We start from the raw sequence: 20,079 nt of genomic DNA, 5'->3' as shown, positions 1-20,079 counted from the left end.
CACCTCAACGCGCGGCCTTCTCCAGCGCTTCCAACACGATCCCCGGTGTCAGCGCCTCCGGCAACACCAACGGCTCGCGCGCCGGATCTGCCGGATACACCAGGACCAACGGTACCCCGGCACGGCCGAACCGCTTCAATTCCTGGGTGATCGCCTCGGGGAAGTGCGTGTAGTCGCCGAGCAGCGCCACCGCGTTGAGCTCTCGCAATTTGGCCCGCACCGAAGGCACCTCCAGCGCAAACTTCTTGTTCGCCTGGCAGGTCAGGCACCAACGCGCGGTAAAGTCCACCAACACGGGTCGGCCCGCGGCACGCGCCGCCGCGACGGCCTCCGGACTCCACGGCTGCCACGGAATCGCATCGCCTTTCCCCACGGAGCCGGACACGTTCGCCTCGACGTTGCTGGCTGCCGGCTCCCGCCAATGCATCGCTCCTTCGAGCAAGCCTACATAGCCTGCGCCCAACACGATCAACGCCGCCACCAACCCGGCTCCGCGCCGGGACCGACCCCGTTGCCAGAACGTCCCGAACAACCAGGCCGCCACGCTCAACAAGACCAGGAACCACGCCAACCACCACGTGCGATCCCCGTAATGTGCCTCCACCAGGCTCAACAGCCACACCGCTGCAGCGAGCATGGGGAAACCCATCGCCACCTTGAAGTGTTCCATCCACGGTCCCGGCTTCGGCAGCCAGCGCAACCAGCCCGGTTGCCAGCTCAGCACGAGATAGGGAAATGCCAGCCCCAGTCCCACCGTCAGCAGGACCAACAGGACAACCCAGGGCGGTTGCACAAACGCAAATCCCACGGCCGCGCCCAGAAAGGGGGCCGTGCAGGAGGTCGCCAGCACCGTGGTCAACAGACCGCTGAAAAACGCGCCCGCGGCCCCGGGACGCGACGCCCACTGCGCTGCCGAGTCCATGGCGCGGCCCCCCGCGGTCACCTCGAACACGCCAAACAGGTTCAACGCGATGAGCGTCACCAGAATCGTCATCGCGATCAAAAAGTACGGGTTCCCGAACTGAATCCCCCAACCCGCCTGCCGCCCCGCCGCCTGCAAACCGATCACCAACACGGCGAGCGCCGCAAAGGATGCCAACACACCCAGCGTATAAACCCAACCCAACCGCAAGATCTGCCGGCGATCCTCCCCCGCCTGGTTCACGAACCCGAGAATCTTGAGCGCAATCACCGGCAGGACACATGGCATGACGTTCAAGATCAATCCCCCCAGAAACGCATAGCCCAACACCCACGCCAATCCCCGCAAGGACGAGGGTCCGATGCCGCTGCTGGCCGCGGGCGAACCGGCAGAGACGCCTTCCGGTTCCTGAATCTTCGCACGCACTTCCCAGGCACGCGACCGCACCCCGTCACCGGCCACCACAATCCCGGCAATTTCCGCGGGCCAGTTTCCCGTGAAAGTTTGCACGACTTTGCGCAGTCGAACCCTTGCCGGGTCGGCCGGGAGCCGCGTGCTCGGTGCCTGCACCTCATAATCGTCGGCCTCGTACGGGAAAAAGTCGGCCCCGGCCCCGCTCATCCCCTCTGCAGCCCATTCGAGCACCAAGGGCCGTTCCCGACCCGCGCCCGGCGGTGCGTCCCAGACCGCGCGAAAGCCGAGGCCTGCCCCGTCCTCCGGCAAGCGACCTCGCCACTGCTGGATGAGACCCGCAGCGGCAGAGGCCCGCCGTTCCACGCCCACCTCCAACACGGCACTGACCTCCGCAGAACCCGGCACACAGACTTCTTTGCACTCGAGCCAGGAAACCTTGCCTTTCAATGTCCATCGGCCCGGCGGTTGATTCGACGCCACGTGCAAGGGAATCAGCAGCACCACCTCGTCATGGTAAACGTACGTGGCCAGTTCGCCTTCCCCATACTTCTCCGGCGGGGGCCATTGGATGGGCCCGGCGGTGATGCCCTCCGGGAGGTCCCAGGCAATCTTGGTGGCCATGCCGGAGGCGCCGGGGTTGCGCCAATACGTATGCCATTCCGGGTCCATGCGCAAATGCAGCCCGGCCCAGACCATCTCCCCCGGCCGCGCCTGTGTCGCTTCCAAGACCAGCTGCGCCCGCGTATGCGCAGCCTCGGCACAAGCCATGGACGCCCACAGGGCCAATAGCGCCCCGCAAATCCCCAGGTTGTTCCATTTCGTCTTCACGGCGTCAAACGTAGCCTGAAACCTGATTCGTGCACCCTCGACAAGGACGAGGTCCGTCTACCCGATTCCCCAGGATCGGCCGCACTGCAAACTACCCACGACCTCTGTCCTTACCCCTCTGATCGGTGCGGTACGGCATCCGTCCCCATGCCCGATGCCTGGTTGCGGCCGGCCTCGCCACAGCCGGGATCCCTCCGGCGCAAAAAGGTTACAAGCGCTCCGGCCGATTGCTGACGTGGGGACCTGCCTTCCACCGCGCCAGAAGGTGCTCCACCTGGGCTTCCGTGGCCGAGAGCGAGCCCTCCGTCCAAATCACATGATGCGCACGCGCCATCTTCTCTTCCACCGGCCATTGCGCCGCCAGGCGAAGTTGGATTTCCTCCTCTGACCAGCCCCGGGCGCGCAGCCGCTCCCACTGGGTGTCCTTCTGACACGCCACGCAAACGACCCGGTCCAACTCGGCCTCCGCTCCCACTTCGTACAACAACGGAATGACCACCATGGCCCGAGCCACCCCGGCGGCCTCCCAGGCCGCCATTTGCTGGTGCCAGCGTTCCCGAATCCGCGGATGCGTGATCGCTTCCAGTCGACGCCGCGCCTCCGGATTCCGAAACACGCGCCGGGCCAGTTCCGATCGGTTCAACCGGCCATCAGGATGCGCGATGTCCCGCCCGAAGGTCTGCAGAATCTCCTCCCAGGCCGGTTGGCCCGGCTCCACCACCTGCCGCGCCAACTGGTCGGTATCCACCACCGGCAAACCGCGCGCAGCAAACATGCCGGCCACCGTGGATTTCCCCATGCCCAGTCCGCCGGTCAACCCGATTCGTTCCATGGCATCGTGGTCCCGCGCAGGGGTTGCCTTGGAGGAAGGCTACCGGGCCTACAAGCTGCGATTCGGAAAAGACGCGGGACGCGTTCCATGCTGCCTTGCAGGCTGTTCTGTTCTTGAACCTCTGTTCGGACGCTCTGCAGCGCACACGGGGCCCGGCGGCATGGCGCTGGCGACAGTCACCGGCCGGCTACCACAGATTTGGACCCAAAGTGACCGACAACGGCTTGCGGTTCTCTGGATACCCCGGGAAGGCCCGGGCTCCCCTGCCCAGGGCCCACGCATCCTCCTCGCTTGTCCTTGCTCAGATCTGCGAGAGGCTGCCACTTGCGCTCAGTTCGGGAACGCCGCAACCGCGTTGAACAGTTTCAGCGGTATTGCAGGGCCGGCTCCGGTTTCACGGTAGGAGGCGCAGTGCCCGGTAGTAGCGCTGCGAGCGACTGGCCGACTCGGGATCGGTGAATTTCACTTCACCGCTCGGCGGCATTACGCGCGACTCCAAGTCCGTCCAGTTCTGCAGGTCCTCCGAAACCTGCAGAACATAGGTTTCGCCCGGTTCACCCTTCAAGGTGAGCCGGAACAGGCCATATTCGAAGCCGCCCTCCAACCGCGGTTCTGCCACCGGAGCCACAGCGACTTCCAATTGCAAAGTGTTGTCGGAAGCATCCACGTCGGTGCTGGTCGAGTCCACCGATGCTGCCAGCGTCGCTGTCCCGGGTTGCAACAGACGATACGTGAGCCGGACCTGGGCACTGCCGCCCGGGGCCAGATCACCCAGTTGCGCCTCCACCCCAGACGGTTTGACGCTGGTGCTGCCCTGGGAAACGACGACCTGCACAAGCTCGCTTCCCATCGGCGGTGCCACGTTCAGCACGACTTCCGATGCGGGGGCCGGCCCTTCATTGCTCACTTCCAACGTATAGATGGCAGAGCCTCCTGTGCGGACAGTGCTGGCGGAAGTACTTCCGGTCAGACGAAGGTTGGACAACGGACTGACCGGCTCGCCCACCGAGAGCTCCAAGGTCCAACCGCCGGCGATGCCGCCGCGCTCACCCGCCACGTCGTCCGCTACATAGAGCGACCAGGTTCCATTGGGATCGGTGCCTGCAAGCATCCCTAGGCTGGTTGCGTAGGGCCGCGCGGGCGCAGGCACCGGTAACAGGTCGGAAGCCTCGAAGTCTGCGGGCCGATACGCCCCGCTGCTCAGTCGGGCATTGTCCGGCAAACCGTCCCCTGCCGAATCCTCCAGTGCCAGCGTCAGGTTTGTCACGGCCCAGCCGCCTCCGGCATCCGATACCAGCATCACCTTTTGCCCCGCTGGCCCGACCAACAACACGTCCACATCGTCCGGGTACCCGTGCGTGAACCCGTGGAGCGTGACGCGAACCCCCAGCACACTGCCAGAAAGGCCGTTGACCGTCAGGAGCGACGGATACGGATTGGCCGGACCCCGCTCAGGAACTTGGATGGCGTCTTCGCTGCGGAAGGTGTAGGTCCGAGCCACCCGCAGGGCCTGAGTCACTGTGCCCACCAAGGTCGCGCCGTCCCGGAGTTCCCATGTCGCTTCAACCATGTCGCCGGCAGGTCGGTTGACAGTGAACGTGAACTGTCGCCAGATCGTGCCACCGCCCGGTTCCAACACACCGTAGGTCTGCGCTGCGCCAGGGCTGGACACGCCGCCGCGTTCCAGCAGCTGCACTACCAGGTTCTCCGTCGGCAATTCACCCACATTGCGCAACCCCAGGGCCAGTGTCACCTCTTCCCCTTGATCCAACGCGCCGTTCGGGGGTGCCTGGCTTTCCGCGACCACCCTGACGCCGGTCACAATCAGCCGCGGCTGCGGAGGCGCGATGTTCAACACCACCGTGGCCCGGTTGTCGCTCGGTGTCGCTTCCGCTGAATCCGTCGAAGCCACCGCTTCCAGTTGATAGGCACCCGCGTCCCGGGCGCGCACCCGCAAAACGGCGTGAACCGCCAATCCCTCCACCAGCCGATCATACCGGATCTCAACGCCCTCGCTGGTTCTTTCCAAGACACCTCCCGGCACCGAGCTGGCAACCAGCTCCAACGCAGCTGGAAGAGGAATTCGGACCACCGAGTTCAGGGCCGGCTCCGGACCGGCGTTGCGCAAGGACAGTACCAGATCGACCTCTTGTCCCAGCACCAGAGCCGCGTTCGGAGTCTCCAGTGACAACTGAAGGTTGGCCAACGGGAGCGCCACGTTGAGCACATTCGTCAGCGCATTGTCTGAAAGATTCAGATCGACGCCACTACCCACTGCCTGGGCGACCACGCCGAATTGGCCCGCCTCGTTGGCGTCCAAGGTGACCCGCAGGCTCTTCGCATCGCCCGGGGCCAGCTCGTTAAAGATCGCCAGGACCGTCTGGCCCTCCAACGACCACGAATCCGCTGACGTCTCGACCCCGAGCACACGGAATTCGCTGGGCCATTGATTTCGCACCACCACACCCCGCGCCGTGTCCGGGCCCAAGTTCGTAACCGTGTAAGTCATGACTGCCGGCTGGCCCACCAACACACGCGAGGGGGGAGCAGCGAGCACACGCAGGTCAGCCACCTCATTTAGCGGCGTGATGAGGTGCAAACTGACTGACCACCCGCCCGCGAGCTGGCCTGTGTCGCCTGCCGTGGTGTCCCATACATAGAGCGACCACGTGCCGTTGGGGTCCAACCCGGCAAACTGCGACAACGTCGTCCCGTACGGCACGCCGGGGGCGGGCGCCGGGAACGGCAGCTCCGTTCCATAAGCAGCGGGACGATACCGTCCAGACACCAGGGCATCCCACTCCGGCAAAACCGTCTCCGCCGCGTCGTCGAACGTCACCGTGGCCTGACTGACGCCGTACGGGGCTCCGGCTGCGGACATCAGCACTGTCTTCTGTCCCCGAGGTCCCACCAGCAACATCCGCACATCCGGAGCGTAGGCGTGCGTCAGGTTCGAGAGCGTGACCGTCACGCGGCCCACGGTGCCCGTAACGCCGCTGACCTGAATGACAGACGGGTACAGACTGGCCGGTCGGTTGTCCAGGATTTGAATCGGCGTTGTATTGGTAAAGGTGACAACCCGGGGCAGGACAAAGGTGTATTCCACCGCGGGCAGCGGCTGGCCGTTGTCGGAGAGCTGAAGCACGGCTCTGACCACCCCTTCCGGCGTTCGCCGCGCGGTGAATGTAAACGACCGATCCACCGGTATCCCACCCGGAGGCAGCACCCCATACACCTGCGGGCCAGACGGATTCTCCACGCCGTTACCCGGTAGCAAAGTTGCGACCAAATTGACGTTGGGGATATTCCCGGTGTTCCAGAGCCGCAGCTCCACGGTCACGGTCTCGTCGACATCCACCGCTCCGTTCGCCGGCTGCAGGGACTCCGCCAGCAACGTAGCCCCCGCAGACCCGATGGCAACAAACCGCTCGGCCACGACGACACGAACCTCCGCCTGATTGTCGGCACTCAGTGGATCGGTTTCCCGCGCCGTCGCGTTCGCCCGGAGGGTGAACGTACCGGGTATGGAAGAGGTCGCAATCAAGCCCACTTGGACCCGTTGGCCCGGCAGCAGGCTGCCCAGATTGGCAATCACTTCCTGGCCTTGAACCGTAACCGAGCCCTGGGTCGCGTAGCTTGAACGCACGGTCTGGCCTGCAGACAACACGGCACTCAATGTCACGCCATTGGCAAGGCTGGGGCCGGCGTTGCTCACCACGAGCTGATACTGAAACTCCTCGTTGATCACGGCCGGGTTCGGAATCGCCAGCGCCGTCAAGACCAGGTTTGCTGCCGGGCCCACCACCGTACGGACTTCCGCACGGTTGTTCCCGGGGAAAGGATCGGCCTGATGCGCCCCCGCACTGCTGCGCCAGACCAACGTACCCTCTGCCACGGGAACGCCGCTCACGACGAGTTCCGCCGTGCCTCCCGCAGCCAAGCTGCCCGCTGTCCACACCAATCCGAAGGATTCCACTCGCCAGCTGCCCTGCGACGGGGTCACGGTACCGACCAAGAAGTTGGCGGGCATTTCATTGGTCACCGCCAGCCCTGTGGCCGGAGAGGGACCGAGATTGTCAACCGTGATTCGATAAGTCAGGACCTGCCCCTGCAAACCGCTCTCCGGCGTCACAGTCACCCCCAACACCAGGTCTGATGCGGGCGGCATGGCTCGCGAAACCACTGTCACTTGGTTGTTGCTGAGATCGCCATCCGGTTCCAACGAATTCACCGTCGCCCGAGAGGTCAACACCCCGGCCTTGGCGGGTAACACGGTGACCTGCAGCATACCACCGGCCGCAAACGGCAAATCGCCCACATTCCAGATGACCGTGTTCCCGGTGGGGGTCGGCGAGCCGCGGCTGGCCGTCGCATGGACAAAGAGGACGTCGCCGGGCAGCTCGTGCCGCACCACCGTGGAGCGCCCCGCCGAGGGCCCGCGGTTGGTCACTGTGATGGTGTATACCAAATTGCTCCCCAGAAACACGGGATCCGGAGCCGCGGTCATGCTCAATGCCAGATCCGCCCCCGGACAGCTCCCTCCTCCATCCGTACACTCCGCCGGCCACACGAAGAGTGACCAGCACTCGATCGCCCCCGTATCCAGAGCCTCCTGGTCCACAACCCGCAGCCGCCAAGCGCCGTTCGCCGCATCCCCAACTTTCCCCACGAACGCCGACAGGGGTTGTTGAGGCCGGAACGTCCCCTGATAGGGAGGAATCCCGCCCGTAATCGGCAACGGCCCGTCGTCATCGAAGGTGGTGCGACGCCGATCCGGACTGCAGGCTGTGCCGTAGTTGTTACCGGAGCCGCCGTTGCTGTCGCTCAACACGACAGTCGTACCGTCCGGGGCAATCAATTCGAGGCGGAGATCGCCCACCCAGGTATGCGTGATGTATACCGAAACCGCCACCTTGCGCACCGCCGTGGTCAGGTTCGACACCACGATCGCCGAGCTGGCCCCGGCTGGATCGTTGTCCGGAATGGGCACACGGGCAGTGCTGTCGTACCGACGCATCTGCCCCATCACCCCAGTGTTGAGCGTCACGGTGTTCGTCACGGTCTCTTGGTCGGACTCCAGCACTACTTCCAGAACCACCGGCGTGCCGCACACCATGTACGGTGCCGTGCTCAGCTGGAACGGGATCAGGTTCGTGCCCACCCCTAGGGAAGGTAAATCTTGGTAGGCCGATTCACGCACTCCAAGTCCCACGCCGGGGGTGGTGGTGTTCACCCGCGCGCGCAACCGAGTGGCCGTGAAGTTGTTGAAGTTGGCCACCAACAGGTACAGGTCGTTGCACTCATTGATGTCCACCATGCCGTTGCCGTTCCCTCCGATAATCACCGAGCCGACCACGGTCAGGCCCGGGGTGTCGTACGCCTCCACCACCCCCACCGTGGTGCGGCTGTCGGGCGATCGCGCACTGAAGCCCAAGCCGCGCTTGGCAAAGCCCGTCCACAACTCGCGCGCATTGGCACCCCCGGTGGCCACCAAGTCGGCCAAAATGACCGCATCCCGGGCCTCAATGAAGTTGGGATTCGGCGGGCTGAGCTTGAGACCGTCAGTGACCAACTGCAGCATCAGGTCATTGCCGGCAAAACCATACTTGCGGATCAGGTTGGCCCGTACCTCCCACAGGATGGCACACCAGACCTCACCCTGATTGTGTTCTTCATCCGCCTCGTCGGGGTCGAAAGGCCAGATGGGATTGCGCGGCACACCCGGATGCGGGCTGATCTGGCTCGGATCGATGTCTTTGAAGGTCAGTGGACTCTTGGTCATGTCCGTGCTGTAGGGATAGCGGCGAAGCCCGAAGTAATAGTTCTGCTGCAATCCGCCCAGTTGGTACGTAACGTAACCGGCCATCGGATACACACCGTCCACGTCGTCCCCTGCTTCGCTCAATAGCGCCAGGGCGTAAAAGTCCGACCATCCCTCCCCCAGACCTCGTGCCTGTGAAGCCGTCATGCCGTTGCCGCCACCCACCAACCGCGTCGTGAGACCGTGCGTCGCCTCGTGAAAAATCACTTCCGCGTCCAGATCCCCGTCCCGATCTGGCATGGGAAAATTCCACAAAAACATGGCAATCTGGCCATTGACCCCATCCGGGGCCGGGATGAAGAACGCATTGTTGAAAAACCCCGCATCCGCGCCGCTTTGCACGTAGCCGATGATCGAGTCGCTTCCCAGACCGCCCCGACCGAAATTGTCCTCTTGGAAGTTCCCCGCGCTCTCCGTAAACCCAAACTGGTACAATCGATCGTGATACCAGTTCACCCAGAAAAACATTTGGACAATGGAGGCATTGGTGTACTCAATCGGCTCCCGGGTCAGGTCCAGCGGGAAATCGAATACCCGAGGCGGATTCCCCTGCGGCCGCGGCCCATCCGGCTGAAAGTCAAAATCCCGATCCAGGAAACAATCAGCGTTGTTCCCGCGGGTTTCGTTGTCGCCGTCATTGATCCAGCCATTAGGCGAAGCAATGACGTCCAGTGCACTCAGGGTAACCAAGACCCGGTTGGTGTAAGGTGGTTGGGCTGCGTTCGGGGTGGGCCACCCCGGCGTGAAGGGCGAGGGACTGTCGCTGGTGTACACCCGGTAGCTGGCGTCGCTGATGAAGAAGGCCGTCTGCCGCCGTAGTAAGACCTCTCCAGTCTCGGCGTCGACAACGAGCTGATAATGTTGTGGTGTGCCCGGTCTGGACAAATGCACCTCCCAGGCCAGTCGCAGGGTCTGCCCGTCCAAAGGCAACCAGACCGCTCGTGACAAAGCCATTCGGCCGCGGACGCTGTGTTTCAGATAGCCGTCTTCGGTTCGCTGGCCGCTCCCACCCAATTCCCCGGCCGACAGGCTCAGTCCCAGGTCCGCAGCGGCTTTCAAAAGTGCGCCAGACTCCGGGACGGGTGGCTGCCCCAGCCGTGTCGCCCAATTCGGGGTTCCCGCAGCCGCTGCGGCAGTCGGGTCCGCCACCATTCGACTCGACAACGCCACCAACTCTCCGCGTGCAGTAAAGTTCGCGATCAAATCCGCTTCGAAGATTGGCACACCGGCAAGCACCTGTTGCCACACCACCGTCCGCAAACCGCTGCGCGGGCTGACCGTATCCCTAACCCGCCGCGCCTGGTCCAACGCCACATCGCCGTGACCGATCGCATCCGCATACTCGCGCAGGAACGCCCGGACCACCGCCTCCGGGTCCGCGAGGGAAACCGCCGCCGCCGTGGGGCCCGGCGAACCTACCGGTGCCTGAGTGAGGAACCCGCTGGTGCGCCGCACGAACCGGGCCGAACCGACGACAGAATCGTAACTGACCTGCACCCCCGGCAGCGCCTGTTGCATGCGGGCCAAACCCGCCTGCCGCTGCGCCAATACTTCGGGGGTCGTGCCCGCGTGACTGCGCAGGTCTTTTTCAGGCAGGGCCGAGGCATGCTCACTGGGGAGCAATGCCCGGGCGCCAAAAGAAATGCCCAGCCAGCACAGAACCATCAACCAAGCGGCCGCGCGCACCGCGCCTCCTGTTCCACTCCAAATGGGCTTGTTCATCGGACGTTTCACCGGTCGAAAACCTACGCTTCACTGCGCCAGACGTCGAGCGTCCTTTCCTCAGACGCCCTGGCAGCCTCGTGGCACGCCTTGCGATCTAAAACCTCACACCATCCACGGGCTCACGGACCGGGGCGAATCCGGAAGAACCCTCCGGCGCCTGTCGTGGGCAACGTCACCCGGTACTGGTCTCCGTCCCGCACGGGAGTTACTACCACCGGGGCCCACTGCACCGGCGGTGTCAGACTCTCCGCGCGTTCCACGATCACCAGGCCAAGGTCAGCCGGCCAGCTCAGCTCCAACCCGCCCGCCACCAAGCGCGCCTGCAATCGCAACTGCGCCGGACGGACGGTCGTGCGCACCGTGGCCACATTGTTCGCCTTGGCCGGGTCGTCGGTGGTCGAGCCCACAAAGACGCTTGCCGGAAACTCACCCGCCATCGTGGGCCGAGCCGTCACACTTACTGACAAGACCTGCCCGGCTCCCAGATCTCCCAGGTCGCGGAACACCACAGCATTCCCCACTTGGAGGTACACCGGCCAAGCGCGCACCAGTTGGAATCCGGCAGGCAGCTGGTTGGTCAGAGCAACAGAGATTGCCGTGCCGGGACCCCGGTTGGTTACCGTGGCCGTGTACGTGACAGTGCCACCGAGCGTCACCGGATCAGGATCGTCCACAAGGAAGACCTCCAGATCCGCCCGAGGCGGAATGACCTCGATCTGCAGATCAGCGGTGTTGTTTCCTGGATGTGCCTCGGCTTCGACAGGCCAACCACCGATTGTCCACTGATACGTGCCCGGCTGTGGCGCCCTCAGCGTCAGGGTCGCCGTGGCAAACTGGTCCATGTCCAGTGCGCCCACGGACCAGCCCAGGCCACTGTTGTTGGTCGCAAGCTGGCCCCGCGACACCTGGATGGCCACCAGATCCAGACCTGCCGGTACGAGATTCGTCAGGTTCACACCCGACACCGCCCACGGCCCGTGGTTGGTCACCGTAATCCGCAGGATCCAGTTGCTGCCCACTACAGCCGAGGGCGCCACCTGGCCTGCCACGGAGACATCGGCCTCCGGCAGGAACCGGCCGCTCGTGGTGACGGTCAGCCACCAGCCGCTGCGGATGTGACCCGACTGGAGCGGGGCATCGTCCCGGATGAACAAGCGCCACTGGCCGTTGGGATTGCCGTCATTAAAGGCCGACAACACATTGCTGTATGGAGGTGTGGGCGCCGGGGGCTCGAAGAGATCGAACTGCCCGTAATTCGTCGGTTTGAATGCCCCGTTGGTCAACGGCGCCGAGTCCGGGAGCGAGCTTGAAGCCCCGTCCTCGAACCTTAGCGTAACATTGGTGATCCAGAAGCCGCCGCCAGCATCCGACATCACGATTGCCCGTTGTCCACCCGGACTCACCAGCAGCATGTCAATGTCGCTTGGTCGAGTGTGATACAGATTCGTGATGGTCACCAAGGTCTGACTGACCACCCCTACCATGCCCGTAACGGTGATCACGGAGGGGTATGGATTGGCCGGTTGATCGTCCGGGATCTCGATCGCAGCCGTGTTGGAGAAGGTGGCCGTCCGCGTCCCCAGGAGATAACTAAAGGTCACGCGCCCCAGATCCATGACACCGTCTCGAACCTGGAAAGTGGCGCGGACGATACTTCCGTTGGTCCCTTGGACGGTGAAGCTAAAGTCCCGGGATTGAGACGGGCCGCCGGGCGTGAGGGCGCCGTAACTCTGGGGGCCGCTCGGATCCACCACGCCGTTGGTCGGCAGCAGCGTGGCTTCGAGATTCGTCACCGGCACCGAGCCGGCATTCCGCAGGGCAAACCGCACCGTCACCTGCTCGCCCGGATCCAGTGCCCCGTTCCCGTTGGGATCCGACAACAGCCGGGAACCTGCCGGTACAATTACGCCCCCATCATTGTCCACGATTGTCACGGTGGCGACTTCTGGCGGCAGCAGCGTCGCCGGACCCACCACATTGAAAAGCCGAACGCTGAAGGTCTCAGTACCCTCCTCTTCGGTGTCGTCCAATAGGAACAAGGTGACCGTCTGCGCAGTGACTCCGTTGCTAAATGCCAGTCGACCTGCACCGGAGATATAATCCCGGCCGGCAATCGCCGATCCATCCTCGGTACGCCACTCGACCGACACCGTCGAATCCAACACGTTGGATCGTACAACGGTGAGGGTAACGAGGACGCCGCCCTCCGAGACTGTGTACGAGGGCTGCAACAGCCGCAAACCCGCATCGTCGTCCACAATGCTGATCACGGCGTTGGACGGCTCCAAGATCACCGAGTTCGTGTCCGGATTCGACAGTTCAAAGCCGAACTGCTCCAACCCTTCGACCTCCGTATCGTCAAGGAGCGGCACGACGACCGTCTTGCTTGCTTCACCATTGGTGAACACCAACGTGCCACCGACCGCCCCGAAGTCTTGTCCCGCCGTGGCCGTGCCGCTCACCGCGGTATAGCCCACACTGTTCGTCCCATGCAACGAGCCCACGCGGACCACCTCGATCACGATATTGGTGGCCACAGCGTTGGTATGGCTCTCCATGACCACGTAACGGTTGGTTGCCAACTTGAACCCGGCATCGTTGTCCAAGATGACCCCTACCGCGAACGGCTGCAGAATCTCTGTCCCGGCACCCGGCTGACGCAGGCGCAGCCGGAAGGTCTCGTCCCCTTCCACCCGACCCTCCTCCAGCAGGCTCACGCTGACCGACTTCAGCGATTCACCCGGCGCAAAGCTCAGCGTGCCCGCCGCCGGCACATAATCCTCTCCGGCTGTCGCAGTTTCATCCTCGGTCACGTAGCCGACCTGCACGGCCATATTGGTGTTGCCCACCCGGCGCACCACAAACGTTAAGCCCGGCTCAGATTCTCCTGCTTGGAATGTGGAAGAGGCAAAGGCGAATCCGGTCTCGTCGTCCTGAATGACCACGGCAAGGTTCGTGAGCCCGATCAACCGGGCTCCACCTGTAACATTGGTCAGGGCCACCTCGAAGAGCTCGTCGCCCTCCACCAAGGCGTCATTGTGAATCGGCACAACAATGGTTTTGTTGGTTTCGCCGTCACCGAAGGTGAGAGTGCCCGCCGTCAGGATGAAGTCCAACCCGGCGGTGGCGCTGACCTCGCGCGTCACGTAGCCAACATTGACCGTCCCGCTGCGGCCGTTCGTTCGCACCAAGGAGATCTCCGCGCGGCCAGCCGCCTCGCTCACCACAAAGTTCGTTTGAACAAAGCGGATCTCACCGGGCGCCCGTTCGTCATCCAAGATGGTCAGGACTCCTTGATACGGGTGGATCAGGAAACCGCCGGTCACATTGGTCAGCGCCATCCAGACCGTTTCCTCCGTCTCCGGCAAGGTATCATCAAGGATGGGAATGAATAGCAAGCGGACCGTGTCTCCCGGCAGGAACGTCACGGTGTTGGTGACATGACGGAAGTCCAGTCCCGCCGTTGCCGTCCCATTGGTCAGGGTGGTGAAGTCCACCACGGTGGTCCGCTCCAAATTGCCCTGGCGTGTCAGCGTGATTCGGGCCGTGCCGCCCACAATGTTCTCACTGACCGCGTAATCCGCAGCCGAGAAGCTCACGCCCGTGTCGTCGCTGACAACCAAGACCTCCGCCACAGGCTGGTTACCGAGGGCCAGACCCGGAGCCCCCGCAGGTTCCAAGTTGGTGATCACGACCTGGAACGTCCGTGCCGGGTTCAGCTCAAAATCGTCCGCTAACGGGACCTGCACCTGTGCGAAGACCTCGGCCTCAGGGAACGCCACCTCGAACCCACCACCCCGATAATGCACTCCATTGGTGGCAGTCCCATCCGCAGTGGTCAGTTGCACCCGGATCGGCTGACCGCCAGGCGCATTGGCTGTTCCGCCGCGCCGGCGCAACGTGACCACAGCGTTGGTCTGGTCTTCCCAGACGACGAACCGGCCACGCGCGAACTCGAACCGGCCGGAGCCAGCTACGGAGCCACCATAAATGCGCGCCAGTCGATGCCGCGGCTGACCGTCATACGTGCTGAAGCCACCGCCCAGAACGATCTTCGCATCCGGTTGCATCACCAGGGTCGCCACAAAAGCGTCGGCTCCCGCACCAAAGTTGATGCTCGGGTCCACGCTGCCGTCCGGGTTCAACCGCGTAATCCCGCCCCTGGTAACCCCGCTGCAGCGGGTGAACGCACCGCCGACCACAATCCGCTGATCCGGCTGCAGTGCCAGAGCCCACACTGTATCGTTCGCCCCCAAGCCGGGGTCGAACGAGCCATCCAACGTGCCATCGTCGTTCAGTCGAGCCAAACGGATCCTCGGCTGACCATTGAAACTCGTAAACCCGCCGCCGACGAGAATCCGGCCGTCCGGCTGCAGCAGCAACGCTCGCACGGCACCGTCGGCGCCGGTTCCGACTCGGAAGGTCGGATCCACCGAACCGTCCGGATTCAATCGGACGACCCCGGGCGTGATCTGGCCGTTGAATTCAGTAAACTCACCCGCGAGAAGTACCTTCCCGGCATGAACACTGTTCGTCGGGTACACCACCAGGGCATACACCGTGCCATTGGCGCCCGAGCCCGGATCGAAGGTGGTGTCCACTGCTCCATCATCGTTCAGCCGCACGACTCCACGCCGGCTGACCCCCCGTACCGTGGTGAAGGCTCCGCCTGCGAGGATCTTTCGTCCACCCTGCCAGAGGATCTCGCCCAGCGCGAAAACGGGTTGATCCATACCCCCACCGGGATCGAACGCGGTGTCCACCACGCCGTTGGTCTGCAGCCGCACCAGCCCGTTGCGAATGACCCCGTTGACCATCGAGAAGGCCCCGCCCGCTACTACCTTGCCGTCCTGCTGGGCCAGCAGCGCATATACCGTCCCGTTGACCGAGGCGACGAACGTGGGATCCAAACTTCCATCTACGTCCAGCAACCGGGCCAAACGCTGCCGGGTCGCCGAGTTGGCCACAGTAAAGTCTCCGCCCACCACCAACTTCCCATCGGGCTGTCGAGCCAGGGCCAGCACGGCATCGTTGAAATGACCTTGCACGAACAGTGAGTCCAGCTCACCCGCGGGCTCGTTAAAGCTTTCATCGTCCACGATCCGCAGGATCGCTATGGCCGGTTGTCCAAGCGCAGACCCCGGTGCCGCGCCTGACAGTGTGAGCGTGACGAACCGGTCCCCGCTCTCTTGGTCTCCGTTGTCCAAGATCTGAACCGCAAAACTCTTGGCGACCTCGCCAGGTCCGAAGGTCAGTGTTCCGCTCGTGGGAACGAAATGGTAGTTGGGAGTCGCCGTGCCCCCGCTCGCACTGTAGTTCACGGACACCGCGCCCGCGGCCCCATCCGTCCGCACTACAGTGATCAATGCCGTTCCACCGTTCTCGTTAACCCGGTACACAGTCGTCGGGAAAGCTACAAAGCCCAGCCGGTCGTCATTGGTAATCACCAAGAGGGCGGTCGATTGCGGGCCCAATGAAACCGGATTCGGAAGGCCGTTGAGCGTCGGATTTAGGAGGCGCAGGGTAACCGTTTCGTCCGGTTCAATGTCCATGTCATTCACCACGGGAACGGCAAAGCTCTTTGGTGTCACATCTCCGTGGGCCCAGGTCAGGTTGGTGCTGACCGGGACATAGTCCTCACCCGCCGTTGCCGTGCCCGGCTCGGTCACCGCCGTGACTGTGAGCGTGCCCGCGCCACTGCCCACCCGCACCACGGTGATGACCGCCTGCCCCGCACCTTCCACTGCCCCGAACACGGACTGACCGAAATTCAGCTTTCCGCCAGGGGTGTCGTCGTCGATTACAGTCAACACTGCGTTGGTCAACCCGAGTGCAGCGCCGCCGCCCACCGGCCCGGCAAGCCGGAGCAAGACCGTTTCATCCGGTTCCACCTGACTGTCGTTCAGGATCGGGATCGTAAAGGTCTTGTTGGTCTCCCCGTTCAAGAACGTCAGCGTCCCCGAGCGCGTCTGGTAATCTGTGCCAGCCGTAGCTGTGCCACCCGATACAACCTCATACCTGCAAGACACGGCGCCAAAAGCTCCATTCGTACGGATCACAGTGATTACCGCCTGCCCGACGTTTTCCACCACGACAAAATTCGTCAGAGCAAAGCCCAGCACCCCGGAGCGCCGGTCATCGTCGACAATATTGAACGGCACCTGGGACCGACCCAATGCACCACCCAGCGGAATGTTCTCTCCCCCAAGGAAAAAGACATCAGCAAAGGTGGGATTGGACAACCGGAACGTGGTGTTCCGATCCCCCTGACTGATGCTGTCATTGAACAACGCGACATTCAGCCACCCTTCCTGATAGCTGAAATACCGTGTGCCGTAAATCGAGACCGGCACAAAGTTATCGCCAAACAAACCATCGCTCACCATGCGGCTGGTGGAGGTCGGCTCACTGGCCGGCCATGTGGCATTCCAAGAGGTGAGATAGATCGGGGGCACCGCGTTGTATTGGTAATCAGTGCCACTCAGAGCCAGGCCATCTTCGATCTCAAAATTGGCGCTCAGGTAACCAAGACTCCCGTTGACTCGTTGTAAGGTAACCGAGAGGAAAGCCTGGTTTTCATTGGCCGTGTAACCCGTTTGGGCGAATCCAATACTGCCCGGCCCCGGCGTGATCCCTCCCAGGAGGCGGGCGACGTTCAGCCGGTTCCGGACGCCGTCCCGCGCCTTCGGTTCCACCCAGAGATTCGGATCCCCATTGGCCTCGGGACGGGTCAACCGGGAGGCCTGCCCGCCGCCAACCTTGGAGAACTGACCCGCGATCATCACGTTACCGTCCGTTTGAACCCCCGCCGCCAACACTACCCCGCGCGGATCCGCAAACCGCGCCCGGAACAACCCGGCAAACTGGTTGTAAGCGGTGTCCAAAAAGGAAGTGTCCAACGTCCCGTCGGGATTCAATCGGGCAAAGCTCCGACGCGGCGTTCCGTTGTACGAATCGAAACTGCCACCGATGTAGATGCTCGCACCAGCCAGGGCGATGGTGTACACGGGCCCGTCGGTACCAGTGCTGCCCGGATCGAAATCCGCATCGAGGGCTCCGGTCGTGGTCAAACGCGCCAAGTTGTATCGCCGGCCCAGGTTGACTTGCGAAAACTCACCGCCAATCAGAATCTTGCCATCGCTCTGCACCCGCACCGCGTAAACCGTTCCGTCTGTACCCGCGCCCGGATCGAAGCTCATGTCCAAGCGTCCATCGTCCAGCAACCGGGCAATGCCTCCCCGCACGAGACCCCCCACGGTGCGGAATTCACCCCCGATGAGCAACTTGCCATCCATCTGGATTGCCAGCGACCAGACCGGGCCGTCCGGGCCATTGGGTCCCGGATCAAAACTCGTATCCAAGGAGCCATCTCGATTCAGCCGTGCCACATAAGGCCGCGGGATGCCATTCACACTCGTGAACGCGCCCCCGATGTACACCTTGCCATCCGCCCGCGGTGCCACCGCCCATACGGTGTCGTTGGGGCCGTCCGCCGGATCGAACGAGGTGTCCAGCCCGCCATTGCTCAAAATGCGCGCCACGCGCATGCGTGGTTGTCCGTTGTAAGAACTGAACCCGCCCGCGATGACCCATTGGCCGCCCGGTACTGGCGCAATCGCATGAATGAACGCATCCGCGCCCGCTCCCGGATCGAAGCTGGTATCCAACGAGCCGTCCACGTTCAATCGGGCAATCCGCGGCCGGCGGATGGTGTTATACGAGGTAAAGTCTCCGACGATGATTGTCCGGTTGTCCGATTGAACTGTCAGGTCGTAAACCACCCCGTCGGCGCCCGGGGCGGCCAGATTCGCCGGCGACGTGGTGATGGGCGGCACCATAGAGGCACCGAAGTCCGGATTGTGGAACTGGTCCACCGAGCCCGCCGGCGGATCCCGATCATCGAAAAGGATCGTCACGGTGGTTTGGTTCACCGTCCCCACCAGCGTGGGCTGATTGTCCACATTCCGGTACAGGAACAGCTGGAAGTCTTCGTTGAACTCGGTCAGCGGATCATTGGTAATCGTGAGCGTAATTGCCTTGTCACGGAAGTCATTTTGCCCCCAATCCAAGCTGCCTCCACCGGGAAAAGTGTAGTTCCCGGTAACCTCAAAGTCCGAGTTGGTGCCCCGAATGCCAATCGGATCGTCCGGGGGGGTGGGGGTGGCATAGTCGGAGCCGGGTTGCAGCGGAAAAACGTTGTTATCCATCTCCGCAGGATCTGCCGGATCACCGGCCCCTAGGAAATTGTTCACTCGATATCGGAGTGACACACTGTCGCGGTTTGTCCCCGACCGCGTGACCCAGATCGAAACCTGGCTCCAATATTCGTTCACATCTTCGGTGGTCCGATGCGCCACTCGATAGAAGTTGAGAATCGGGTTCGTCGGCATGAAGAGGAGATCCGGCGGATCATTCGTCCCGATGGGTTGGAAATTGCGTTCCCAGACCGGATCGATATCGGCATCCAGGATGCGGACAATCGCCCGGGCGAACGCGCCGTCGATCCGGGGCGGTGCAACCTCGGAGCTCTCCGATGGGTCCGGACGGGCGTTCGAGAGCACGATGGCGAAACTCCGGTTGGTCTGGGGGATTCCGCCATCCGGAAGCACCTGAATCACGAGGCGCTTTGTCATCTCCCCGTGGTCGAAGACCAACGTTCCCTGGATCGGCAGGAAATCCATCCCTGCCACGGCCGGAATCTCCTGCCCCGGCACCAGCACTTCGGACTCGAGGATCTCCTCGGTGCTGTAATCCACCAGCATACGGCCCGTGGAGCCTGCCACCCGCGTCACGGTCACCAGGACGCCCGGCACACCGAACTGGTAGTAGGTCTGCCGAGTGCTTGCGTCTTCCGCCGCAAGTCCCTCCCACTCCGAGCACTGGTAGACCGGAACATCCCGAACGCCCTCGGGAGTGATCTGCGGGAAAATGTCTTCCGTTGCGAACCGAAACACGCCTCCGGGGTGATAGGCCCAGCTCAGGACCACTTGGCCGCTCGCCGCACCGAGTAAGGAGGCCTTGAGGCCTACGGCGATGTAATAGGTCCGGCCCACTTGCGCATTGAACCGTACTGCACTTGGGGCTCCCAGCAGAACCCGAAAGCCGGTCTGTCCCAAGGTGCCATATGGGATCTTCCGGTAATCCCGCGGGGGCAGATCATCATTAGCGGCCACTTGCCGGAGCCTGCTCAGGGTTTCCCCGGTATAAACCGCCAAAACGGTGTCGGGGCCACCCGGACTGGCCAGCGTGTCCAACTGGACCTCCCCGCCCTTTGGCGCGGTCCATTTGTACCAGACGGTTTGCAGGGGTAGAAAACCCGCGTGATTTGGTTCGCCCGGCTCGGCGGTCGCCTGGCTCAGATCGTTGGTCACACTGCCAAAGACTCCGCTAATCTCCTCGGCGTTGGCGAAACTGTCGTTGGCCGGTTGGGCGTCCAAGTGACTCGCTCCCAGCCATGCCACGGCCAGCAGAGCGGCCACCGGCCACGCGGTCCGAGCGTTGTTCCAAGGCATGCGACTCAATCGGATCATAGCTCGA

The 20,079-nt window shown here is 63.2% G+C and carries 4 protein-coding genes; all 4 read right to left on the bottom strand.

Translation table 11 applies throughout. From position 1 onward, the window contains the following. Positions 1 to 4: 4 nt before the first annotated feature. Positions 5 to 2,164: a protein-disulfide reductase DsbD family protein gene (locus tag ACPDIT_RS12345; protein WP_423443926.1), complete on the bottom strand. Its 2,160-nt coding sequence runs from the start codon at positions 2,162 to 2,164 to the stop codon at positions 5 to 7. Positions 2,165 to 2,372: 208 nt separating this feature from the next. Beyond that, on the bottom strand, positions 2,373 to 2,996 hold the full coding sequence (gene coaE / locus ACPDIT_RS12340) for a dephospho-CoA kinase (RefSeq protein WP_423443924.1): 624 nt from the start codon (positions 2,994 to 2,996) through the stop codon (positions 2,373 to 2,375). Between the two features lie 394 nt (positions 2,997 to 3,390). Next, complete coding sequence (locus ACPDIT_RS12335; protein ID WP_423443922.1) at positions 3,391 to 10,539, bottom strand: M36 family metallopeptidase; 7,149 nt, start codon at positions 10,537 to 10,539, stop codon at positions 3,391 to 3,393. Between the two features lie 122 nt (positions 10,540 to 10,661). Continuing rightward, positions 10,662 to 20,072: a Calx-beta domain-containing protein gene (locus ACPDIT_RS12330; protein ID WP_423443920.1), complete on the bottom strand. Its 9,411-nt coding sequence runs from the start codon at positions 20,070 to 20,072 to the stop codon at positions 10,662 to 10,664. Between the last annotated feature and the right edge of the window lie 7 nt (positions 20,073 to 20,079).

The sequence above is a fragment of the Limisphaera sp. VF-2 genome (genome assembly GCF_049537125.1).
In the GTDB taxonomy this organism is placed as follows: domain Bacteria; phylum Verrucomicrobiota; class Verrucomicrobiia; order Limisphaerales; family Limisphaeraceae; genus Limisphaera.
The sequence above is the reverse complement of the archived record's forward strand: the minus strand, read 5'-3'. Positions and strand labels throughout refer to the sequence as shown.